Origin of the sequence: Thalassotalea sp. ND16A (assembly GCF_000764205.1) — a bacterium.
Lineage (GTDB): Bacteria > Pseudomonadota > Gammaproteobacteria > Enterobacterales > Alteromonadaceae > Thalassotalea_A.
In genome coordinates this window covers 1-22,183 of record NZ_JQDZ01000068.1, presented here as the reverse complement: position 1 = coordinate 22,183, position 22,183 = coordinate 1, and the positions used below count along the sequence as shown (strand labels likewise).

Below are 22,183 nucleotides of genomic sequence, written 5' to 3'. Positions count from 1 at the left end.
ATGTGATTTATAAATGTGTTTCAAACAACTTAAAGATTTTACGGTATTCGTTTAGCCAACTGCTTGGTTGCACAAAACCGTGTGGCTCTACCGGGAAGATCGCCGTTTCAAAATCCGTCTTTTCCAATTCAATTAATCGTTGCACTAACCGTACACTGTCCTGGAAGAAGACATTGTCATCCACCATAGGGGCGTTAATTAATAGTGGCTTATTTAACCCTTCGGCAAAATAAATTGGCGAACTGCGCTCAAAGGCAATCTTGTCATCTTCTGGGGTGTTCAAAATATTCGAGGTATAACCGTGGTTATATGAGGTCCAGTCAGAGACTAAACGCAGTGCTGAGCCGGCCTGGAATACTTCTGGTTCGGTAAATAACCCCATTAGCGTTAAGAAGCCACCGTAGGAGCCGCCATAAACACCAACACGGTCTTTATCTACATTGGCTTTGTCAACTAACCAGTTAACACCATCTACCATATCTTCTACTTCGGGTTTGCCCATGTGGCGATAAATTGCCGTGCGCCAGTCACGGCCATAGCCTTTTGATGCACGGTAATCCATATCAATGACGGTATAGCCTTTTTGTACCAACATAGAGTGGAACATGAACTCACGGAAATACCCTGACCAACCCAAATGTGAGTTTTGTAAGTACCCGGCGCCGTGGACAAACATTACCGCTTTGCCTTTAGCTGTATCAGCCGCACTTACATCATCGCCAGGCGCTGCTTGATATACTCTTGAGAAGATACCTTGCTTGGTATTCGACGATGGCACTTCCACAATCGTTGGCGCTGTCCAAGGCATGCTTAGGAATTCTTCAGTAACCGTATGCGTCAAACGCACCGCCGTAGCATCAACATTTACGTCTTGCACATAAAGTTCTGGCGGCATGGTAGTGGTTGAATGCTCAATCAGTAACTTCGTCTCGTCAGGGGATAATTGGTAAGAGTTATTGCCGCCTAAATCGGTTATCGGGGTAATGGTGGCACTGTCGACATTTACGTTATAAATTTCAAAAATGCCCGGGTGTTTTTTATTGGCTTGAAAATAAAAGCTGTCTTCGTCTTTGGTTTTGGTTAAATCACGAACTTCATAATTGCCCGAAGTTAGCGCTCTCGCTTTGCCGCCCACAGGTTGTACGTATAAATGACCGTAACCGGATTGTTCCGAGAGATAATATAGCGTTTCACTTTCATCGAACCAGCCATAGGTATTGAAGTCCCAGTTGATCCAGGCATCGTCGTGTAAGCGATGTTGGCTGACAAATTTCTTCTGGTCAAAATCTATGGTGGCAATCCAGCGATCTTTGTTATCCCAGGCTTCCATCATTACTGCAACCTGGTTTGAGTTTTGGTGCCATTGAATGCCGTTGTACATGGTATGAATGTTTCGAGCTTTGTTCTCTGACTTGTACTCCTTACCTTCACGCTGGTAATTTTCCGCTTTCACCTGCGCCAATACATCCTCATCAAAACCTGGCAATGAATCATAGCCTAATAGATATTGCGCATCGTTTACTAAATCTAACAAGTACACCTGTTCAGAATATTGACGGTTATCAGAAACTCGACGACGAACTTTTTCAGCGGCGATGGTGGCATCACTGGTGATGTAATTTGGCATGATATCGCCGTCATTGCTCCAACTTTGGTTGTTGGCAACACTGACTACCAGCATCTCACCATTGGGTGATAATTGCGCCTGACGCACCATTTTAGAGTCACCAAAATAAAATATTGAGGTGGCAATGGTCTCATTTTCGCTGCGTAAATTGTTATCTTCGTCAGATTGTAAACTGGCATTGCGCTCTTGCAATGCCACATATTTAATTAACTTGTGCTGCTCTTTGGCAATGTAGCTTTTTTCTTTCGACTTACCACCTGGGGTGTTGGTCATTTGCAAGTTGGCTAATTCACGCACCTGATTGTTACTGACATCGTGTGCATAAAAGATATCACCGACGCGATAAGCAATTCGGCCATCGCTTAAAAACATCGCCTGGCTTTCTGTCGCCGAGGTATAGGTAAGCTGTTGCACGTTTTGGCTGGCGATATCTTTTAAAAATACATTGCCTTGAAAGGTGTATAACTCGCTTTTTCCGTCGCTACTTAACAGTGCATCGTTATCGATGGCAACGTGCATATCCTGGTAGGCAACTTTGTCGCCGTTGCCTTCAACCATTATTGATTTTTTGTATAAATCTTTAATTGGGTTGCCTAAACGCTTTTGCTGATAAAATACCGTTTGGTTGTCATCCCCCCAATACCAAGATTCGGGTGAGCGTGCTATCCAATCGGGATCAGACATCACTTTTTCTAAGGTAAGTTCTGTCGACACATTTGGTGCTAGCACCGCTTCGCCTTGTACCGGAGCGGTTAATGGAGCTCTACTGGCGTGGCTGTTGTCATCACTTGGCGCCACGTTATTGGCGGCACAAGCGGTTAAAAATACGCTGATCGAAGCCGCAACTAAAGGATATTTCATAGTTATTATATACACCTTAAAATTCTGATAGCACATTTAAGCAAATACTCGGGGAAAAATGCAAATTAAATGAATACAATATATTCCATTTTTTGTTATAAAGTGTAAACACTGTACAATTTTTAACCACACATATTCTCTAAGTCTGTTATAATCCGCCGATATTTTTCCACTAGCCCCTATTGTATAAGACCAAGGTAACGCTATTTTATGATCCCATTGCCAAAAACTGAGTTGTTTGAATATCCTAAATATTGGGCTGAATGCTACGGCACAGCACCATTCTTTCCTATGTCACGACGCGAGATGGATGACCTGGGTTGGGATAGCTGCGACATTATTTTGGTAACGGGTGATGCCTATGTTGACCACCCCTCGTTTGGGATGGCGATTATTGGCCGCATGCTGGAATCGCAAGGGTTTCGCGTCGGCATGATCTCACAACCCGACTGGCATTCAAAACAAGCGTTCATGACATTGGGCAAGCCAAACCTGTTTTTTGGTGTTACCGCCGGTAACATGGATTCAATGATTAACCGTTATACCGCCGAGCGTCGGATGCGCCATGACGATGCCTACACGCCAAACAATGAAGGTGGCAAGCGACCAGATCGTGCGGTATTGGTTTATTCTCAGCGTTGTAAAGAAGCGTATAAAGACGTACCGGTTGTCATTGGTGGTATAGAAGCGAGTTTACGTCGTATCTCTCATTACGATTATTGGTCTGATAAAGTACGCCGCAGCGTATTATTTGATGCCAAAGCCGACATTCTGGTTTACGGCAATGCTGAGCGTCCGTTAGTGGAGGTTGCTCATCGTATTTCCCGTGGTGAAGACGTGAAAACCATGACCGACATTCGTGGCACCGCATTTTTAAGTAAAACGCCTTTGCCTGGGTGGCGCGGTGTAGATTCTCGAACTATTGATAAAGTGGGCAAAATAGAACCTATTGCCAGCCCATATCAAGACATGACGCCATCGAACTGTGATAAAACTGATAGCAGTGAAACCACCAATAACAGCGACTCGTCAGTTGTCGATGTTACGGTCGAAGCCGTGCCGATTCAGATAGCCGACTATCAGAATAAAAGCTGGGATAAAAAATACAAACCGTGGGAACAAACGTACGTTAAATTGCCATCTTATGAGCAAGTAAGCAAAAATAAAATGCTCTATGCGCACGCCTCTCGCATTTTCCATCAAGAAGTGAACCCCGCCAGTGCACGTGCGTTAGTACAAAGCCACGGCGACAGAATTATTTGGTTAAACCCACCCGCTTATCCGCTGAATGAGCAAGAAATGGATGGGGTGTTTGCCCTACCCTATGCACGGGTACCACATCCGAGTTATGGGGATGCCAAAATACCCGCTTATGACATGATCAAAACCTCAATCAACATCATGCGTGGTTGTTTCGGTGGTTGTTCATTTTGTTCGATAACCGAACATGAAGGCCGTATAATTCAATCACGTTCGCAACAATCAATTATTGATGAAATTGAAGATATTCGTGACAAGGTGCCAGGTTTTACCGGCGTGATCTCAGACTTGGGTGGCCCTACCGCCAACATGTATCAACTGCGCTGTAAAAGCCCGAAAGCGGAAGCAACCTGCCGACGACCATCGTGTGTATGGCCAGATATTTGTGGCCATATGGATACCGATCACACCCCAACCATTGATTTGTATCGTCGTGCGCGCAAAGTAAAAGGCATAAAGAAAATATTGATCGCTTCTGGCGTGCGTTACGATTTGGCAATACGCGATCCAGAATACGTGAAAGAACTCGCTTCACATCATGTTGGCGGTTACTTAAAAATTGCTCCCGAACATACCGAAGCAGGTCCATTGGCGAAAATGATGAAGCCTGGCATGGGCTCGTATCACAAGTTTAAAGAAATGTTTGATCATTACTCAAAGCTGGCCGGCAAAAAGCAATTTTTGATCCCGTATTTTATCTCGGCGCACCCAGGCACCACCAATAAAGATATGGTAAACCTGGCGTTGTGGCTAAAAGAGAACAACTTTAAGCTTGATCAGGTACAAAACTTCTACCCATCGCCATTAGCCAATGCCACCACTATCTATCACACCGAAGTGGACTCGTTGAATAAGATAAGAAAAGACAGCGCGCAAATTCCGGTGCCAAAAGGCACCATTCAGCGCCGCTTACACAAAGCGATATTGCGTTACCACGATCCGGCCAACTGGCCAATCATCCGCGAAGCGTTAACCAAAATGGGCTTAGCGCGAAAACTCATTGGTAGCGGTCCTGGCTGTTTAGTGCCGGCAGAGACCCGCGGTGAGAAAAACCTGGGTTATCGTCAAGGTAAAAATAATTCGTCGGGTAACAAAACGTCGCCAGGGCAAAACCGCAACAAAGGTAAGTCTTACGGTAAAAAACCAGCACAAAAAGGCTTAACCCGTTTTAGTAACGACCAATTTAAAAAGCCGAAAAAGAAACCGTCGCGTTAAGCTATATCATTTAAAAATGTTGACCATATTAGGGATTATTACTCAGTAATGATCCCTTTGTTGTTATTAAAGCATTTTAACAAATAAAAATTACTTCTAGCGCTTATTCTCGCGTATAATGCGCACAAAATTTATACCTTAGGAAAATCCATTGATATCTACAGCTAATATCACCATGCAGTTTGGTGCTAAACCTTTATTTGAAAACATCTCAGTTAAATTTGGTGGTGGTAACCGCTTTGGTTTAATCGGTGCTAACGGTTGTGGTAAATCAACCTTCATGAAAATACTTGGTGGTGACTTAGAGCAAAGTGGTGGCACGGTATCGGTAGATGTTAACCAACGGGTTGGTAAATTACGTCAAGATCAATTTGCTTATGAAGACTACTCAGTAGTCGACACCGTGATTATGGGCCATAACGAATTATGGGCGATAAAAGAAGAACGTGATCGTATTTATTCTTTAGCCGAAATGAGCGAAGAAGAAGGCATGAAAGTGGCCGACTTAGAAGTTGAATTTGCCGAAATGGACGGTTATACCGCAGAAAGTCGTGCCGGTGAATTACTGTTAGGCTTAGGCATTCCGGTAAGCCAGCATTTTGGCCCGATGAGCGACGTAGCGCCAGGCTGGAAACTGCGTGTGCTACTTGCACAAGCGCTATTTTCTGATCCAGATATCTTACTGTTAGATGAGCCTACCAACAACCTGGACATTCACACCATTCAATGGTTAGAAGACATTCTCAACGAACGTAATTCCACCATGATCATCATCTCGCATGATAGACATTTTTTAAACAGTGTCTGTACCCATATGGCGGATTTAGATTTTGGTGAGTTACGTATTTACCCGGGTAACTACGACCAATACATGCTTGCTGCAACGCAAGCCCGTGCCACATTAATGGCTGGCAATGACAAGAAGAAAGCACAAATCGCTGAATTACAAGACTTCGTACGTCGTTTCTCGGCCAATGCTTCTAAGGCAAAGCAAGCAACCTCACGTGCCAAGCAATTGGATAAAATTAAGCTTGATGAAGTAAAAGTATCGAGCCGGGTAACACCATTTATTCGTTTTGACCAAGAGAAAAAACTGTTCCGTAACTCGCTGGTTATCGAAAAGATGAATAAGAGCTTTGACGACAACCATGTACTAAAAGACATTAATTTAATGGCTGAAGTTGGTGAAAAAATTGCCATCATCGGGGAAAACGGTATTGGTAAAACCACATTTTTACGCAGCTTAATGGGCGATGCCGATTACCGTCCGGATACCGGTTCAATTAAATGGTCTGAAAATGCCCAAATTGCTTATTATGCCCAAGATCATGCAACCGATTTTGAAAACGACATGACTTTATTTGACTGGATGAGCCAATGGCGTCGCCCTAGTGATGACGAACAAACTATTCGTGGTTACTTAGGTCGGCTACTGTTCTCTGCCGATGATATTTATAAATCGGTTAAAGTTCTTTCCGGTGGTGAGCAAGGTCGGATGTTGTTTGGTAAAATGATGATGCAAACGCCAAATGTTTTAGTGATGGATGAACCAACCAACCACATGGACATGGAATCGATTGAAGCATTAAACATGGCGCTGGAAAAATACGAAGGCACGTTAGTGTTTGTATCGCATGACCGTGAATTTGTCTCGACACTTGCCACCCGGGTGATTGAGTTAACCAAAGATGGCTACATTGACTTCTCTGGTACGTACGAAGAGTACTTAAAAAGCCAGGCTTAATAGCTAGAATTTTAGCTATGAAAAAGGGGACCGCGATATTTATTTCCAAAAATTAAATATCGCGGTCCCCTTAATTTTTCTGTTTCTTTTAACTTTGTTCTTTTTCCTTTTTCCTTTTTCCTTTTTCCTTTTTACATTTATCCTATACTTTAAACATTAGCAACTCATTGCGTTTTGTTTATGTCTATATCGTTGACCCATATCGCCTTACACGTACAAGATTTAGAAGCTTGTTTAGACTTCTATCAACGATACGCTGGCTTAAAGTTAATTCGTGACAGACGGCCTAATGGTCCAGATGGAAAACGTATAGTCTGGCTCGCGGAAAGCGGTAATGAGCAAGACTTTATCATCGTCATTTTGCCCGGCGGTCCGGCCAGAAACCAACAAGACAACGATTTTTCTCACCTTGGTTTTGCCTTACAAAGCAAACAAGATGTCGATGATATTGCCGCGAAAGCGCAATCTGAAAACATTCTTGCCTGGCCTTGCAAGCAAGAACCCTATCCGGTAGGTTATTATTGTGGCATTAAAGACCCTGATGGCAATTTTGTTGAGTTTAGTTATGGCCAACCGCTTGGTCCTGGTGCAGAAAAACATGCCAGCGTTGAATTTGATATCAAGTCACCTTAACTGAAAAATAAACAGGACATATTGATTGATGAATGAAAATAAAACCCAGCCCAGTAAACTTGATGTACAAACATTTATCAACAACGTTGAATCGCAACAAAAACGCGTAGACACTGAACTGTTACTGCAAATATTCAGCGACACTACCAATAAAAAACCTGTGATGTGGGGAACTTCAATCATTGGTTTTGGTCAATATCATTACCAGTACGAATCAGGAAGAGAAGGAGATGCAGCGATAACCGGGTTTTCACCCAGAAAACAAAATATTGCAATCTATATCACGCAAGGCTTTAGCCAATTTACCGAATTGCTGGCTCAACTGGGCAAACATAAAACCGGAAAATCTTGTCTTTACATAAATAAGCTTGCCGATATCGATGAAAATATACTTAAGAAAATTATTAGTTTAAGTTTTGAACATATGCTAACCACTTATGATTGCAAGTAAAGCATTGAAAATAAAACATAAAAAATATTTAGGTTGTTTTATATCAATTATTTTTTAAATTACTCTTGTAAGAATACTAAGTAAGCCCCATGCTTATATTAAGGGTGCAGTTTGAGTATCCTTGTTAATAAAAAATTTTGGAGACATATATGAAAATAAATATTTCTGGCCATCACGTAGAAATTACCGATGCAATTATTGATGTTATTAATAGCAAATATGTAAAAGTAGCAAAACATTTCCCAAGTCTAATGTCCCTCGAAGCAATACTTACGGTCGACAAAAACGCCCATAAAATTGAAGTTGTTACCAACTACGAAAATCAAAAAGTTGCAGTGTCTGCCTCTGATGATGATATGTATGTAGCCATTGGTAACTCAGTGAAAAAAATGGAATCTGCCCTGCAACATCGAAAAGGGGTTTTAAAAGCAAACAAACATAACAAATACCAGGTATCGCAGTCTGAATTAGTTGCAGACGCGCATCCATAAAGGATTACCACAGCTCATGGAGTTTCAATACAGTTAATTCATGAACGATACACCCTAAACATTAAAAAGAGCTCATTGAGCTCTTTTTTTTATGAATTAAAACTGCACGACACTTACTCTAGATTTAAATTGACTGCAATCGCTTTATTAAGCGCGGCAGGAATAACTACCGCTAATGCCCGGTTTAATTGATGGCCACGTTGTTGGCCCACGTATATTCCCATCCGGCGCGTTTATCTCGCAAACTTCAGGCCATGGTGATTTCGGTGAGCGCTTAATGAAAAACAAGGTGAAAGTGGTGTTTGCTTCCGATTACGTTGGTGGCGAAATGCTTGCAATGTCCGGTCCTCGTAATCCGTATGCCGCAGCAGGTAAATTAGACGTTGTTGAAGTAGGCGCTGCCGCAGATTTATTACTTATTGACGGTAACCCTTTAGAAGATATGAGTGTATTAGGTGCAACAACAACTTGGTTTGATGCAGACCCTGTTTATAAAGAGGTGGCGACTATCAATATCGTGATGAAAAATGGTGTGATTTATAGAAATACTCTTTAACAAACATCAAATAATTTTAAGCTAATAACTAAAAACCGCATTTAGCTATAGCTAAATGCGGTTTTTATTTTATCCGGTATTAGGTGTTGAAATTAGTTATTCGACTTCTTCAAAATCCGCATCTTCAACCATTTTTCCTGGCTTTTTACGCATGATTGGCATATCACCCGCATCATCCTGGACAAAGACAATTTTCTTTTTCACTTTAACCGGTGCTTTTTTCTTCTTAATTGCAGCTTTAGTTTTAACTGCTTTATCTTTGGTTTTGCTTTTCGTTTTCGGTTTAATGCCTTTAAACTTGGCGGTTAAGCCGGCCACCTCCGAAAATTCCATCTCTTGTTGCAAAAACGCTTTAATGTTTACAAAACTTTGCCAGTCTTTTGGCCCAACCAATGAAATTGCATCGCCTTTTGAGCCTGCTCTGCCGGTGCGGCCAATACGATGAATATACTCTTCTGAATGCTTGGGTAAATCAAAATTAATGACGTGCGATACGTTAACCAAATCTAAGCCACGCGAGGCTAAATCGGTGGTGACCAATATCTTGTTTTGGCCTTTTGAAAAAGCGTCCATCGCTCTATTACGTTCACTTTGGCTAAGATCACCACTTAAGGCGATAGCATTGAGTTCTTTTTCATTAAGCTCTTTGGCTAAGCGCTCGGTATCACTGCGGGTGGCGGTAAAGATGATCAGCTGTTGAAAGTCTTCTTTCGCTAAAAAGTGCTCCAGCAATGCTTGTTTATGATCTAAGTGATCAGATAAATAGAAACGTTGGCTAATGTCTTTGTGCTCACTGGTAATGGCACCAATGGCAATACGTTTCGGTTTTTTCAATAGATCTTTAGCAAAATTTTCTACTTGCTCATGCTCCAGCGTTGCCGAAAACATTAACGTTTGACGTTTACGGTGATCGGCCGCTTCATTAATTTGCTTAAGTTGTGGGGCAAAACCTAAATCGAGCATGCGGTCTGCTTCATCTAATATTAATAGCTCTAAGCCATTTAAATAGAACAAACCTTTCGATAAATGATCTGCTAATCTTCCTGGCGTTGCCACAATAAAGTCGGGATTTTTATCTAATACTTTCACCTGATCGTTAAAGTTTTCACCACCTAGAATTAGCGCTGACTTAAATTGAGTGCCCGCAGATACCGCTTTTAAATGCGCAAAAACTTGCTTCGCCAGCTCACGCGTTGGGGTGAGGATTAATACTCTTGGATCTTTTTTCGATAACGCCCGATTTTTGATTAAACGCTGCAACGCCGGCAATAAAAATGCTAAGGTTTTACCCGAACCGGTTTTTGATGATGCAATTAAATCGTGCCCTGACATTGCTGCCGGAATTGCCTGATGTTGAATGTCTGTGGGTTGTTCAAACCCCATGTGTTCAACCGCAGTTAATAAACGACGATCTAGTTTAAAATGATCAAATTGCAAAAACGTTTCTCCAAAGAAAATTTGTGTATGGTAAAAATAAGTCAGAAAATTAAACATCCATGTATTTTCTGCATATCATTCGTCCATGAATAACAGCTACACGGTTAAGTGTAGCTTAATTGTAGATTGTAAAATCTAGTTTAAATGCTGAATCGAGTTCAGCAAGACCAAGGGTCAGGTTTATGCGTTAGCTGTACGCTCATCGATAAAGGCAATGGCTTTATCGATTCGGACAATCACTTGATCTTGCTCTAATAACTCAAGCGTTACATCCAGTGACGGTGAATTACCGGCGCCCGTTGCCGCAACACGTAATGGCATACCGACTTTACCCATACCCACTTCCAGCTCTTCCGCCGTCGCGTTGATGGCATTATGAATATTTTCCGCCGTCCAGTCGGTTAGCGCTGCAAGCTTAGTTTGTACTAATTCAAGCGGAGCTTTAGCTACGCCACGTAAATGTTTCTTCGCCGCTTTTTCATCAAAAGATGTATATTCTTCATAGAAATAACGAGAAATTTTCGCCATCTCTTTTAACGTTTTCACCCGGTCTGCCTGCACTTTAACAACTTCTGCCAGTGCCGGACCATTTTCAGTATTAATGCCCTGCTCTTTCATATGCCATGCAAGATGCTCAGCCACATATTCAGGGTCTAAACTCTTCATGTAATGCTGATTTACCCAAACAAGTTTATCGGTATTAAAGGCAGACGGGGCACGGTTACAACCGGTCAAATCGAATAACTTGATCATTTCTTCGCGAGAGAAAATTTCCTGATCGCCATGTGACCAGCCTAAACGCACTAAATAGTTTAATAACGCTTCAGGTAAGTAACCGTCATCACGATATTGCATAACACCAACGGCGCCATGACGCTTTGATAAACGTTTGCCGTCATCACCCAAAATCATTGGGATATGAGCATACATAGGTAACGGCGCATCTAAGGCATTTAAAATGTTAATTTGACGAGGGGTGTTGTTTACGTGGTCATCGCCACGAACAACGTGAGTAATTTCCATATCCCAGTCATCAACCACAACCGTTAAGTTATAGGTTGGTGAACCGTCAGAACGTGCGATGATTAAATCGTCTAACTCACTGTTGGAAATTTCAATGTCACCTTTCACCATATCGTGAATGATCACGGAACCTTCTAATGGGTTTTTAAAACGGATAACAAAAGGCTTATCTGCAGGGTGATCTGTACGGTCACGCCATAAACCATTGTAACGAGGCTTCTCGCCCGCCGCTTTCAGCTCTTCACGCATAACGTCAACTTCTTCAGGCGTACAGTAACAACGGTAAGCGTTGCCAGAATCAAGCAGTTGCTGAATCACTTCTTTGTAACGATCAAAACGGTCTGTTTGGAAAATTGGACCAATATTCCACTCCAGGTTTAACCAGTTCATCCCGTCCATAATGGCATCAACCGACTCTTGCGATGAACGCTCTAAATCAGTGTCTTCAATACGAAGGACAAAGTCACCGCCATTTTTCTTGGCGTATAACCAGCTGTATAAAGCTGTACGGGCACCACCTACGTGAAGGTAGCCAGTTGGACTAGGCGCAAAACGGGTCGTTAAAGTCATAGAGTTCTCGCTAAAAAGTCGTTGATTGTATTGCCAAAAGGGAAAATACAATCAAGCAAATATATTAATAAAAAATTGCCGCGTATTTTAACAGCTAAACCAGCTAAATTCACCTGCTATTTAACGCCTGAAGATGAATACTAGCTGGCAAGATGGTTCGTATTAATTTCTCGAAGAAATGCAAAACTAAGAATGAGTTTAAATATCAGTTCTTGAGATCCTGAACCAAGTTCAGGATGACACTAACAGCTCAAATGGTGGACGATATTGTAGTTGCGGACTCGAACCTGTGACCCTCGTGCAATTGCATTAGGAGGCGATGCTTTTTCAACTAATCGGTCAGATACTCGAATACACCAAAAGATATTGGTTTGTTTAAAAATAAAAATTTGATTTAAAAAGAGATGGTGGACGATACTGGGCTCGAACCAGTGACCCTCGCCTTGTAAGGGCGATGCTCTCCCAACTGAGCTAATCGTCCGGGATCTTGAGGTTTTCTATTTTAACAGTCTACTTGATGGTGGACGATACTGGGCTCGAACCAGTGACCCTCGCCTTGTAAGGGCGATGCTCTCCCAACTGAGCTAATCGTCCAACAAGTAAAAATAGAATTGAAATCGAATGGTGGACGATACTGGGCTCGAACCAGTGACCCTCGCCTTGTAAGGGCGATGCTCTCCCAACTGAGCTAATCGTCCAAACAATTTCAAATCAAACTGTAAAGTAAATAGTGAACGATACTGGGTTCTAACCAGTGACCTTCGCGCTCTTGTGTTAGGGACGATGCTCTCCAACGACGCTATCCAAGTTTTACTAAACTTGCAAAAAATGGTGGACGATACTGGGCTCGAACCAGTGACCCTCGCCTTGTAAGGGCGATGCTCTCCCAACTGAGCTAATCGTCCGCAATATTTGCGACTTTCTATGGGGAAGCAATTAATTGCTTGAAGAAAGTGATGCGTATTATAGGGATCGGCAAAAAACTGTCAACACTAAGTTGAATTTATTTTTCGATTATTTGTTCGTATGCTGCTTTTTAATACAATTTGTTTAAGGCATCGTCAGATATTGCTAAACAAAAGCCAAAATAGCGTTTTTTATTCACCTGACATTTTTATTTTTTAATATTTCTCAGGAAATATTCAGCTTTTTAATGAAATTATCTGCTTAAAAGTAGAAATAATTGCCAAAATAATCAGCTGAATGTAATAAATTATTTTTACCCGCGTTAAATAACAGCTCACCCAACCATAATAAAAGCCAGCAATTTCATAACCATAGCCGACAAACCTGGCAATTAACATAAATTTTACATAAACATACTTTGTTACATCCTGCTGTAATTTTTATGCAACTAAAACAGACTATTCCCCCGTCTAGTTAATTAGAACATCAAAAAAGACAATATATATTTTTAAAACAATACACAGGATAAACACTATGAAAACTTTAACTGCTATCTCAACCACCCTTTTAATCGCCGGCGCAAGCCTTGTAAGTTTTACCAGTTCAGCTGCACCAATGAGCTCGTATATGGAAAGTGCGTTAGTCGATACTTGTAAAGCGGCAATGAGCAATAATACCTTACGCCTTAACAAAACCTTAAAAGCACATCGCTTAAGTGAAAAAACCGTTGCTTTAGGCGTTGTTTGTAATGGCGAAGACATAATTACTTTCGCGCAAAATCACGGCGCAACTAAAACCGCTGACCACATGGCACAAAGTATCGGTTCAGCCAGCATTACCGATATAGCTTCAGTTGAAATAGTGACTTATCAAGTTAACTTCATCACTAGCCCTGAATAATAAGCTTTATTTACTCCCTAAAAGGTTAACCTGATCTGTCAAATTAAGTTTTCCTGAGTGTTATCAAAAACGCCCAATTCAAATTGGGCGTTTTTTTGTGACTAAGGAAATTAATTAATGATAAACTTACTGAATACGTTTTATCTTATCAGGACACCATTTTGGAAATAGAAGTATTAGCCATAGAGTTTGAACAAGAACCTATAGAGCTTTGTAAGCTGTTAAAAGTTGCGAACCTTGTTGGCGGCGGCGGTGAAGCGAAAATGGTGATATCTGAGGGCTACGTGTACCTTAATGGCGAAGTCGAATACCAGAAGCGTAAAAAAGTTTATTTTGAAGATATCGTGCAGTTTAATGGCGAGGCAGTTATGCCGATATTAAATCCAGATCCGAAGCCTATTGAGGAATTTACCCAAGACATAGATCCGGTTGTTCCGGACATAGAGCAAAAAAACCAGAATGCCAAGAAACAGCAAGGCAAAAAATCATCTGTTGCTCATTCAAAGTCTAAATCGGCGGCAACGAAACAAGCGAAAAACAAAGCAAATAAAAAACAGAAAGCAAAAGCGCAAGAGAAACCGAATACCCCGAATTCAAGATCGGGTCGTAAATCGATTTCTTTTTAATAACCTTTTATCACCAGTCCCAGGCGCCATTATCTTTAATGCAGAACGTTACGAAATAGCGGGCTTTGCTATAACGCCTTTTCCCAAAACATTGCACCACCCATTTTCGGATCGAGTTCATAGCCGGAAAAGCCATACTTTTCATAACTCTTCTTGGCAATCACATTGCCTTCTAACACCTCAAGGGTGAGTTTACAGCAACCGCGCTGTTGCGCGATTTCTTCTGCCTGAGCAAGCATTTTATGGCTTAAACCTAAGCCGCGAAATCCTTCAAGAACCGCAACATCATGAATATTTATCAGCGGCTTGGCCTTAAAAGTAGAAAACCCTTCAACACAGTTACAAAGACCGGCAGGCTGGCCATCTACATAACAAAGAATGGTAAATACATCGATGCGTTTTGCCAGTTCCTGACATAGATTTTGTTGAGCATACTCACTTAATGGCTCTGCACCGCCCATTGGGTCGGTAGCATATGAGTTTAATAAAAAAATAAGGTCGGTGCAGTCTTGTGCATAGCTGTAATCGGCGATACGTAATTCAATGGTCATAGCAATTTTGATTAACTTCAATTGTAATATTAACGCTACTGTAATTTAAAAGTAAAAAAAAAGCGACCAGTAAACTAATCGCTTTCAAATTGAGTATTTAATTGTTATTTACCAAAACGGTCGGTATCTGAATAGTATCTGTATTAGGTGTGACAACATAACCAATAAATTGCAGCAATGCATATAGACGGCACGTCCCTGTTTTCGGCAAAACTGGTAACGGCAACTAATTAATCAAAACCATACAATCCCAAATTAGAATTGTCAGTTGGCGTTTAAATGTCACTTACTTGATATGTGACATTTAATATTCTCCCAAAAGTGAAACTTTAATTAAAAAAGGAAGCGATATAAGAAACCGGAGCCAACCGCCATCGCTAATATCACCACTAAGAACGCTGCTATCATTTTGTTTTCAAATATCGATTTCAGTAAAATCACTTCCGTTAAACTCGCACCGGCACTGCCGATAATTAATGCCATAACCGCGCCCAGCCCCATACCTTTTGCCGCTAATGCCGCACTTAAAGGTATTACCGCTTCCGCTCGAATGTATAGCGGGATACCAATAATCGCGGCAATGGGGACGGCAAACGGGTTACTGTCACTGGCGACACTGGCAACAAATTCAGTCGGCATAAAGCCATAAATCATTGAGCCAAGGGCGATACCACCAATTAAGTAAGGTAATACTTTATGAAAATCTTTCCAGGTGCTGCGCCAAATCCGCATCCATTTGTTTGGTTGCTTAACATTGCCTGAACAGCTGCTAGCACAAGCCTGTTCTTCTGCCAGCAGATAAGCTTCTGCTTTGATGTATTGTTCAAAACCTAATTTTTCCAAGGTATAACCGGCAATAACCGATACTCCCATGGCAATAGCAAAGTAGAACACGGTAACTTTTACACCAAACGTCACCGCGAAAAGACCGATAATAATCGGATTTAACAGTGGACTGGCAAATAAGAATACCATCATGGTGCCAAAGCCTGCTTTAGCGCGTAACAAGCCTTTTAAAAAAGGAATGGTGGAGCATGAACAGAACGGTGTAATCGCCCCTAATAAGCCGGCAATGATATACCCCTTACCATTTTTACTGCTTAAAATGCTCTGGATTTTACTCGGAGGAATGTACTCTTGTAATCCCCCCACTAAATAACTTATCAATAAAAACAATAGCGTAAGTTCTACGGCAAGAAACGCAAACATGTTAAGCGAATCCCATATCATTTGGTTGGTTATAGTCATATTAAATACACTTCGACACTTCTAGCTTTATCGAATTACATAGTTCTAACTTGTCGAGTCAACATATTTCTAGTAATATCGAAATAAATTGACTTAAACGGTTTACTATGAATATTGAAAATATCGCCAAGGCATTTAAAGAGCTTGGCCATCCAACCAGACTTACCATCTTTAAACGGCTGGTAAAATCTGGCGTCCAAGGCATTGCTGTAGGCGCAGTACAAGAAGAGCTGGGCATCCCTGGTTCAACTTTATCCCATCATATCTCAAGTTTGGCATCGGCAGGGTTAATCACTCAACGCCGTGAAGGCCGCACTCTTTATTGTGTAGTCGAGTATGATAAATTTTTGCAGGTGATAGAATTTTTGCAAGACGAATGTTGTGCCGATGAGTTCGAAAATTAAAGTATTGGCTAGAGATGTTTAATCGATCCCTTATCTTTCGCGGGTAATATTTGCTGTTGATACTAACGATCGGAATTACAGGGTAAATCGAATTCGCACGCCCGCAATCGTTGCACTGTCAACATTGGTATTGTTATGAGGGTCAATGATATATTGCAGATTAGGTGTTATAGCTAAATTTTCTGCCAACTGAATTCGGTAAAAAGTTTCAATGGTGGTGGTGTATTCATTAAAACCACCTAAATCGTATAAAGGCTCGATAATTTTACCGTGTGCCACCGATAACCCAACTAAATCGGAACGAGTGTCAAAATATTTAATAAAGCCAGCACTAAGGCACCAACATTTTTACTGCCACGGTTCACCAGTTCCCATTTAATGCTCGTTCTTAACAGACCACTGCTAGCGCTATCGGGGGTTACATCGGGATCGATTATCTGCTGCGCAAAAGCAGTATAGGCCATACCAAATTGAAAACCGGTATCATCATAAAGCCTGGCTTTCCACGCATCCCAATCTGCGGTTAACGCATCAGCTTTAGGAAAACGAAAAATAGGAAACTTGTCTTTATTGTCTTCTTCTAATTGATGGCCAGTTTCCCCCGGAGAACCGAAACCTTCACCGGCATCATAATGGCTTTTTTTAGCGGATTTTTGCGAGTGGATTCGGGCTTAGCCGAGGTTTTATCTGACTTTGTTTCTTCTGCCAGTAGGTGGGCAGGTAAGAGCATCGCAGTTAAAAAAACACTGGCTTGAAATAAATTAGCTGTCGCTTTCATTATTTTCCCTTGAACATACTTTTAAAGTAAATCTTTATTCTTCCTACATGTATAGCAGAAATTTTTCAGGTGTGTAGAGCGGAGTTAGCTCCTTTTATTTAGAGTAGCTTTAAAGCAGTAACTGTATAGTGCAAAATGACAACTGTGAAATTTTTCGTCCTACGACTCGGTTACCGTTAATCACCTAAACACGCTTAGGCAAATAAATAAATGCCCGAAAGTATTAAACCGGCAAAGACAACCGTTTCAGCGGCGATCAATACAATCGGTTTCCAACCAACCGAAACAATTTGTTTTAATGATGTTTTAATCCCTATAGCAGCAATTGATACTACTAAACACCAGCTTGATAAGGTTTTGATTAGGCTAACAACTTCCGCCGGAATGAAGCCTACATTGTTCAATAACGCCAGCACGAAAAACCCAATCAAGAATGTTGGAATCAAAGTAGATACCCCACCTTCCATCTTGGTATCACGCTCTTTAAAAGCGAAAAAGATAATCATCACTATTGGCAATAATAAGGCAACGCGCAATAATTTGATGTAAGTAGCAATATCCCCTGCCTCTGGTGAAATTGAGTAACCTGCCCCTACCACTTGTGCTACATCATGAATTGAACCGCCAATAAATACTCCGGCTAAGTCATCAGCTAATCCCAGATAAGAAACAACCAGTGGATAGACAACCATGGCAAGGGTGCCAAAGGCAGTAACGCCAATGACGGTAAGGGCAAAGAACTTTTCCTGGTGATCCTTTTTGGGTAGCACGGTTGAAATAGCGGCTGCAGCTGATACCCCGCAAACGGCTACAGAGCCTGCCGATAACACGCCAAAGACTGTTGGCAAACCAAGTACCCTGGCCAGAAGAACACCAAATGTGATCATAATGGCCATAGCTGCCATTACTATCATCGGCGGTGTAATACCCAAAGAGACGATGTCTGAGAAGGCAATACGAACGCCTAGTAGTGCAACCGCAAAACGTAACAACGCCCGAGATGAAAAATCAACTCCGGCCTGGTGTTTCGGTGTTTCGTATAAAAAGTGCAATGCCAGCCCTAATAATAAAGCAAACAGCATAACTGGTGCATCATAATGATGAGCAAGTGCTCCAGAAGCAATCGCGATGATCACACTGATGGCAACACCAGAATAATACGATTTACAATGAGTAAAGAAATGATTGAACATGGTTTAAGATTCAGCTAAGCAGGTCTCTGGCAATAATGACTTTTTGAATTTCACTTGTGCCCTCATAAATTGCCGTAATGCGCACATCACGAGCCATACGTTCTACTGGGTATTCTTTAATGTAACCGGCACCACCTAACAATTGCAGGGCATCGTAACAGGCGACATTGGCTTTTTCTGAAGCGAATAGTTTTGCCATTGACGCGGAAGTGGCAAATGGTAAACCTTGCTCTTTTAAACTTGCCGCGTTCATCAGTAATAAACGTGCAGCTTCCATTTCAGTGTAGCGTTCGGCAAGCATCCATTGCAATCCTTGCATGTTGCTTAAGGGCTGACCAAACTGCTTACGTTCTTTGATGTACTCTTTGGCATAATCAAGAGCGGCACAACCAACCCCAAGCGCTAAAGAGCCAATTCCGATACGACCTCCAGCTAATTCACCAACCGCAATAGCAAAACCTTTGTTCTCTTGCCCCATCATAGCACTGGCAGGAATGCGGCAATCGTTAAAGCTAACCTCGTTAGTAGGAGAGGCCTTCTGGCCCATTTTCTCTTCGTTTTTACTTATGCTCATGCCAGGCGTACCAGCTTCCACCAAGAAACAGGAAATGCCCTTGCCTTTGCGGGCTTGAGTATCGGTAACAGCCCAGACAACGAACACCCCAGCAAAAGTGCCGCTAGTGATAAAAATTTTACTGCCATTTAAAATGTAATCATCACCATCTTTGGTCGCCGTAGTTTTCATCCCTGCAGGATCAGAGCCCGCACTTGGTTCGGTTAAGCAAAAGCCACCGGCTAAATACTCACCGGAACAAATTTTGGGTAAATATTTTTGTTTTTGCTGTTCGTTACCTACTGCTTGAATGACTTCCGCCACCATATTGGTAACCGATGTGGTAACGGCTGTTGACGCACATGCGCGGGCAATTTCAGTAATCGCTAATGAGAATGCAACCGTACCTGCTTCCACACCACCATATTCGGCTCTTACATTCAATCCCATAAAACCAAGTTCCGCCAGCTGTGCCAGGTTACTTTTAAATATTTGCTGATCACCGGTTTCGTCGAGTTTGGCCGCTACTGGTGCAAGTTCAGACTCAGCAAATTTCTTTGCCATATCCTGGATCATCATTTGTTCTTCGGTTAATGAAAGATTCATAGTAATTCCACAGTTGTTGATAATTTGGCAAAGATACACCGATTAGTTCTAATAAACTAGCTACGGCGGTAGTTTGCAAGATATTAGTGATTGATAATATTGATTAAATTGTATGGTATTTTGCACAGAATGAAAGGTCATTACCGGTAAAATGATGTCCTAAAGTTATTAAACAATAAGTATTCGCCGTTATTTGATATTTCAACCGCTCTACATTGACCGGTACGATGCAATATCCCACTTAGAAAGCTATTCTGCCGATCTTGGAAAGTTCATCCATAAACAAAAAAAAGGCCTTATCGCGAAACGATAAGGCCTTTATTAGAAACTTTTGCTAAAGGCTATTAAGCGCCTTTGGCAGCAGCTAGTTGAGCTTCAACTTCAGCTGCGAAATCTTCTTCTTTCTTCTCGATTCCTTCACCAACTTCCAGGCGAACGAAAGCAGAAACGCTTACGCCTTTCTCTTTAAGAACGTCACCTACAGTGCGCTTAGGTTCCATGATGAAAGCTTGACCAGTTAAAGAAATTTCACCGGTGAATTTCTTCATTCGGCCAGTAACCATTTTCTCAGCGATTTCAGCAGGCTTGCCTTCGTTCATCGCGATATCGATTTGGATAGATTTTTCTTTTTCAACTACATCAGCTGGAACGTCTGATGGGTTAACGTACTCAGGCTTAGAAGCAGCAACGTGCATTGCAACGTGTTTCAGTGATTCTGCATCACCTTCACCCGCAACAACAACACCAATAGTGCCGCCGTGAATGTAAGATGCAGAAGCACCTTGTACGTATTCAACGCGACGAACATTGATGTTTTCACCAATTTTAGTAACAAGAGCAACACGAGTTTCTTCAAACTGTGCTTTTAACTCTTCGATTGCAACGTTGTTAGCTGCAGCAGCTTCAGCTACTGCGTTAGCGAACTCTAAGAAGTTCCCATCTTTCGCTACAAAGTCAGTTTGACAGTTAACTTCAACTAATGCTGCAACACCATTGTTTTGCTTAATGATGATTGCGCCTTCAGCAGCAATGTTACCTGCTTTTTTAGCAGCTTTGGCTTGACCAGACTTACGCATGTTTTCGATCGCTAAATCGATGTCACCGTCAGTTTCTTGTAAAGCTTTTTTACAATCCATCATGCCCGCGCCAGTGCGGTCACGAAGTTCTTTAACTTGTTTAGCAGTAATTGCCATGAGTTAATTCCTCAAATATCTGTAATGAATAAGAGGAAGAGGATTTATGCCCTCTTCCTAAAGAAATGTAATTAAACTAAGGTTTAATTATTCTGCTTCAACAAAACCGTCTTTTTCAGCAGCTACTGCGATGTTAGTTTCGCGACCTTCGATCACAGCGTTAGCAGCTGTATCTAGGTATAAGCTTACTGCACGGATAGCATCATCGTTACCAGGAACAATGTAGTCTACGCCGTCAGGGTTAGAGTTTGTATCAACAACAGAAATTACAGGAATACCTAGGTTGTTAGCTTCTTTGATAGCAATGTGTTCATGATCAGCATCGATGATGAATAATGCATCAGGAAGACCGCCCATGTTTTTGATACCACCAAGGCTTTTATCCAGCTTTTCCATTTCACGAGTACGCATTAATGCTTCTTTCTTAGTAAGAGCATCAAATGTACCGTCTTGGCTTTGGCTTTCAAGATCTTTTAAACGTTTGATAGATTGACGAACTGTTTTCCAGTTAGTCAACATACCACCTAACCAGCGATGGTTAACGTAGAATTGATCACATTTAACAGCAGACTCTTTAACAGAATCGCTAGCAGCGCGCTTAGTACCAACGAATAATACTTTACCTTTCTTAGCAGAAACGCCTGATAAGAAGTTAAGAGCTTCGTTGAACATTGGAACAGTTTGTTCTAAGTTGATGATATGAACTTTATCACGTGAACCGAAGATGTATGATTTCATCTTAGGATTCCAGTAACGAGTTTTATGTCCGAAGTGAACACCAGCTTTAAGCATGTCGCGCATTGATACGTTTGGCATTGTAAATTCCTCTTGGGGTTAAGCGTTCATACATTCCATATTTCCAACCTATAGTCACCTTTAAGCAGGTAACAGGCACCCCGGAATATGTTTGCCGAATGTATGTGAGTTTATATAAATTGTGCCCAACATTGGGCAACAAAATTTGCTCTAAAATGAGCAGTTGTCACTGCAAGTCAAAATGACTTTTTCAGTGAGCGGCGTTTTATACCACTTTTGGGGTGAAAAAGAAAGATATTTCGGGTACAAGATACGGGGTACAAGGTACAGGCAGTATATTTTAAACCAAGTAAATTCATTATTGAAAGCACGATACGTTCCATGAGATCCCGTTTTTCAACGGGAAGACGGAGTACTTTTTCACTATAGCGCAACCGTTCGTATTAACTTAAAACGTCATCCTGACGAAGGTCGTAACACCGATCAGTTAAGGAAAACGATCGGTTGACAAGAAAAACGATCATACGACAATAGCACCTTCTATTTAGACAGGGCTATTTTTCATGCTTTCAAATTGGTTAATTGATACAGAGTTATTTGC

The 22,183-nt window shown here is 41.5% G+C and carries 21 protein-coding genes and 4 tRNA genes; 9 read left to right on the top strand and 16 right to left on the bottom strand.

Features of this window, described 5'->3' with window-relative positions; genetic code table 11:
• Positions 1 to 7: 7 nt before the first annotated feature.
• Complete coding sequence (locus ND16A_RS08460; protein ID WP_033077784.1) at positions 8 to 2,488, bottom strand: S9 family peptidase; 2,481 nt, start codon at positions 2,486 to 2,488, stop codon at positions 8 to 10.
• A gap of 210 nt (positions 2,489 to 2,698) precedes the next feature.
• Between ND16A_RS08460 and ND16A_RS08465 the strand changes: the two genes are divergently transcribed.
• The 6 genes from ND16A_RS08465 to ND16A_RS08490 all read left to right on the top strand — a co-directional run bounded on the left by ND16A_RS08465 (position 2,699) and on the right by ND16A_RS08490 (position 8,838).
• The gene (locus tag ND16A_RS08465) at positions 2,699 to 4,963 is read left to right on the top strand and encodes a YgiQ family radical SAM protein (protein WP_033077783.1); all 2,265 of its coding nucleotides are present in this window, start codon (positions 2,699 to 2,701) and stop codon (positions 4,961 to 4,963) included.
• A 151-nt stretch (positions 4,964 to 5,114) separates the two neighbouring features.
• Positions 5,115 to 6,707, top strand: a complete 1,593-nt coding sequence (locus tag ND16A_RS08470) for an ABC-F family ATPase (protein WP_081945582.1) — start codon at positions 5,115 to 5,117, stop codon at positions 6,705 to 6,707.
• Positions 6,708 to 6,887: 180 nt separating this feature from the next.
• Positions 6,888 to 7,340 carry a VOC family protein gene (locus ND16A_RS08475; RefSeq protein ID WP_033077781.1) on the top strand — a complete coding sequence of 151 codons (453 nt, stop codon included), beginning with the start codon at positions 6,888 to 6,890 and terminating at the stop codon, positions 7,338 to 7,340.
• A 28-nt stretch (positions 7,341 to 7,368) separates the two neighbouring features.
• Positions 7,369 to 7,791, top strand: coding sequence for a DUF1801 domain-containing protein (locus ND16A_RS08480; protein WP_033077780.1), 423 nt, complete (start codon positions 7,369 to 7,371; stop codon positions 7,789 to 7,791).
• Positions 7,792 to 7,940: 149 nt separating this feature from the next.
• The gene (gene hpf / locus ND16A_RS08485) at positions 7,941 to 8,282 is read left to right on the top strand and encodes a ribosome hibernation-promoting factor, HPF/YfiA family (protein WP_033077779.1); all 342 of its coding nucleotides are present in this window, start codon (positions 7,941 to 7,943) and stop codon (positions 8,280 to 8,282) included.
• A gap of 175 nt (positions 8,283 to 8,457) precedes the next feature.
• Positions 8,458 to 8,838, top strand: coding sequence for a hypothetical protein (locus ND16A_RS08490; protein WP_033077778.1), 381 nt, complete (start codon positions 8,458 to 8,460; stop codon positions 8,836 to 8,838).
• Positions 8,839 to 8,934: 96 nt separating this feature from the next.
• On the opposite strand, the gene ND16A_RS08495 is transcribed toward ND16A_RS08490, so the two are convergent.
• From ND16A_RS08495 to ND16A_RS08520, 6 genes are all read right to left on the bottom strand, one after another.
• Positions 8,935 to 10,275 (bottom strand): DEAD/DEAH box helicase, encoded by a 1,341-nt coding sequence (locus tag ND16A_RS08495; RefSeq protein WP_033077940.1) that lies wholly within the window; start codon positions 10,273 to 10,275, stop codon positions 8,935 to 8,937.
• Between the two features lie 180 nt (positions 10,276 to 10,455).
• Positions 10,456 to 11,868: a glutamate--tRNA ligase gene (gltX, locus tag ND16A_RS08500; protein WP_033077777.1), complete on the bottom strand. Its 1,413-nt coding sequence runs from the start codon at positions 11,866 to 11,868 to the stop codon at positions 10,456 to 10,458.
• 405 nt (positions 11,869 to 12,273) lie between these two features.
• A tRNA-Val gene (locus tag ND16A_RS08505) sits at positions 12,274 to 12,349 on the bottom strand.
• Positions 12,350 to 12,386: 37 nt separating this feature from the next.
• Positions 12,387 to 12,462: transfer RNA gene (locus tag ND16A_RS08510), tRNA-Val, on the bottom strand.
• Positions 12,463 to 12,490: 28 nt separating this feature from the next.
• A tRNA-Val gene (locus tag ND16A_RS08515) sits at positions 12,491 to 12,566 on the bottom strand.
• A gap of 131 nt (positions 12,567 to 12,697) precedes the next feature.
• Positions 12,698 to 12,773, bottom strand: a tRNA-Val gene (locus ND16A_RS08520).
• A 535-nt stretch (positions 12,774 to 13,308) separates the two neighbouring features.
• Between ND16A_RS08520 and ND16A_RS08525 the strand changes: the two genes are divergently transcribed.
• Together ND16A_RS08525 and ND16A_RS08530 are read left to right on the top strand one after the other, a co-directional pair.
• Positions 13,309 to 13,674: a DUF3718 domain-containing protein gene (locus ND16A_RS08525; protein WP_033077776.1), complete on the top strand. Its 366-nt coding sequence runs from the start codon at positions 13,309 to 13,311 to the stop codon at positions 13,672 to 13,674.
• A 161-nt stretch (positions 13,675 to 13,835) separates the two neighbouring features.
• Positions 13,836 to 14,300, top strand: coding sequence for an RNA-binding S4 domain-containing protein (locus ND16A_RS08530; RefSeq protein ID WP_033077775.1), 465 nt, complete (start codon positions 13,836 to 13,838; stop codon positions 14,298 to 14,300).
• 68 nt (positions 14,301 to 14,368) lie between these two features.
• Here ND16A_RS08530 and ND16A_RS08535 read toward each other — a convergent pair whose 3' ends face one another.
• Both ND16A_RS08535 and ND16A_RS08540 read right to left on the bottom strand, forming a co-directional pair.
• Positions 14,369 to 14,851, bottom strand: coding sequence for a GNAT family N-acetyltransferase (locus ND16A_RS08535; RefSeq protein ID WP_033077774.1), 483 nt, complete (start codon positions 14,849 to 14,851; stop codon positions 14,369 to 14,371).
• A 333-nt stretch (positions 14,852 to 15,184) separates the two neighbouring features.
• A complete protein-coding gene (locus ND16A_RS08540; protein ID WP_033077773.1) occupies positions 15,185 to 16,099 on the bottom strand; it encodes a permease in 915 nt (304 codons plus the stop codon).
• 107 nt (positions 16,100 to 16,206) lie between these two features.
• On the opposite strand from ND16A_RS08540, the gene ND16A_RS08545 reads away from it, so the two are divergent.
• Positions 16,207 to 16,503: an ArsR/SmtB family transcription factor gene (locus ND16A_RS08545; protein WP_033077772.1), complete on the top strand. Its 297-nt coding sequence runs from the start codon at positions 16,207 to 16,209 to the stop codon at positions 16,501 to 16,503.
• 75 nt (positions 16,504 to 16,578) lie between these two features.
• Here ND16A_RS08545 and ND16A_RS08550 read toward each other — a convergent pair whose 3' ends face one another.
• From ND16A_RS08550 to rpsB, 7 genes are all read right to left on the bottom strand, one after another.
• A complete protein-coding gene (locus ND16A_RS08550) occupies positions 16,579 to 16,782 on the bottom strand; it encodes a carbohydrate porin (protein ID WP_033077771.1) in 204 nt (67 codons plus the stop codon).
• An 11-nt stretch (positions 16,783 to 16,793) separates the two neighbouring features.
• Positions 16,794 to 16,967: a hypothetical protein gene (locus ND16A_RS21320; protein WP_160173513.1), complete on the bottom strand. Its 174-nt coding sequence runs from the start codon at positions 16,965 to 16,967 to the stop codon at positions 16,794 to 16,796.
• 116 nt (positions 16,968 to 17,083) lie between these two features.
• Positions 17,084 to 17,281 carry a hypothetical protein gene (locus ND16A_RS08555; RefSeq protein ID WP_033077770.1) on the bottom strand — a complete coding sequence of 66 codons (198 nt, stop codon included), beginning with the start codon at positions 17,279 to 17,281 and terminating at the stop codon, positions 17,084 to 17,086.
• Between the two features lie 194 nt (positions 17,282 to 17,475).
• Complete coding sequence (locus tag ND16A_RS19965; protein ID WP_052073105.1) at positions 17,476 to 18,474, bottom strand: YeiH family protein; 999 nt, start codon at positions 18,472 to 18,474, stop codon at positions 17,476 to 17,478.
• A gap of 10 nt (positions 18,475 to 18,484) precedes the next feature.
• Entirely contained in the window at positions 18,485 to 19,633 is a 1,149-nt protein-coding gene (locus ND16A_RS08565; RefSeq protein WP_033077769.1) for an acyl-CoA dehydrogenase family protein, read from the bottom strand.
• A gap of 344 nt (positions 19,634 to 19,977) precedes the next feature.
• Positions 19,978 to 20,826 carry a translation elongation factor Ts gene (gene tsf / locus ND16A_RS08570; protein WP_033077768.1) on the bottom strand — a complete coding sequence of 283 codons (849 nt, stop codon included), beginning with the start codon at positions 20,824 to 20,826 and terminating at the stop codon, positions 19,978 to 19,980.
• Between the two features lie 87 nt (positions 20,827 to 20,913).
• Entirely contained in the window at positions 20,914 to 21,642 is a 729-nt protein-coding gene (rpsB, locus tag ND16A_RS08575) for a 30S ribosomal protein S2 (protein WP_033077767.1), read from the bottom strand.
• Positions 21,643 to 22,183: the final 541 nt, after the last annotated feature.

What these genes read in the sequence shown, in the direction of transcription:
- ND16A_RS08525 (WP_033077776.1), top strand. Translation starts at nt 13,309, where the DNA reads ATGAAAACTTTAACTGCTATCTCAACCACCCTTTTAATCGCCGGCGCA.
- ND16A_RS08565 (WP_033077769.1), bottom strand. Translation starts at nt 19,633, where the DNA reads ATGAATCTTTCATTAACCGAAGAACAAATGATGATCCAGGATATGGCA.
- ND16A_RS08465 (WP_033077783.1), top strand. Translation starts at nt 2,699, where the DNA reads ATGATCCCATTGCCAAAAACTGAGTTGTTTGAATATCCTAAATATTGG.
- hpf (WP_033077779.1), top strand. Translation starts at nt 7,941, where the DNA reads ATGAAAATAAATATTTCTGGCCATCACGTAGAAATTACCGATGCAATT.
- ND16A_RS08540 (WP_033077773.1), bottom strand. Translation starts at nt 16,099, where the DNA reads ATGACTATAACCAACCAAATGATATGGGATTCGCTTAACATGTTTGCG.
- ND16A_RS21320 (WP_160173513.1), bottom strand. Translation starts at nt 16,967, where the DNA reads ATGGCCTATACTGCTTTTGCGCAGCAGATAATCGATCCCGATGTAACC.
- ND16A_RS08475 (WP_033077781.1), top strand. Translation starts at nt 6,888, where the DNA reads ATGTCTATATCGTTGACCCATATCGCCTTACACGTACAAGATTTAGAA.
- ND16A_RS08460 (WP_033077784.1), bottom strand. Translation starts at nt 2,488, where the DNA reads ATGAAATATCCTTTAGTTGCGGCTTCGATCAGCGTATTTTTAACCGCT.
- ND16A_RS08555 (WP_033077770.1), bottom strand. Translation starts at nt 17,281, where the DNA reads ATGAAAGCGACAGCTAATTTATTTCAAGCCAGTGTTTTTTTAACTGCG.
- ND16A_RS08480 (WP_033077780.1), top strand. Translation starts at nt 7,369, where the DNA reads ATGAATGAAAATAAAACCCAGCCCAGTAAACTTGATGTACAAACATTT.
- ND16A_RS08535 (WP_033077774.1), bottom strand. Translation starts at nt 14,851, where the DNA reads ATGACCATTGAATTACGTATCGCCGATTACAGCTATGCACAAGACTGC.
- tsf (WP_033077768.1), bottom strand. Translation starts at nt 20,826, where the DNA reads ATGGCAATTACTGCTAAACAAGTTAAAGAACTTCGTGACCGCACTGGC.
- rpsB (WP_033077767.1), bottom strand. Translation starts at nt 21,642, where the DNA reads ATGCCAAACGTATCAATGCGCGACATGCTTAAAGCTGGTGTTCACTTC.
- gltX (WP_033077777.1), bottom strand. Translation starts at nt 11,868, where the DNA reads ATGACTTTAACGACCCGTTTTGCGCCTAGTCCAACTGGCTACCTTCAC.
- ND16A_RS08545 (WP_033077772.1), top strand. Translation starts at nt 16,207, where the DNA reads ATGAATATTGAAAATATCGCCAAGGCATTTAAAGAGCTTGGCCATCCA.
- ND16A_RS19965 (WP_052073105.1), bottom strand. Translation starts at nt 18,474, where the DNA reads ATGTTCAATCATTTCTTTACTCATTGTAAATCGTATTATTCTGGTGTT.
- ND16A_RS08490 (WP_033077778.1), top strand. Translation starts at nt 8,458, where the DNA reads ATGCCCGGTTTAATTGATGGCCACGTTGTTGGCCCACGTATATTCCCA.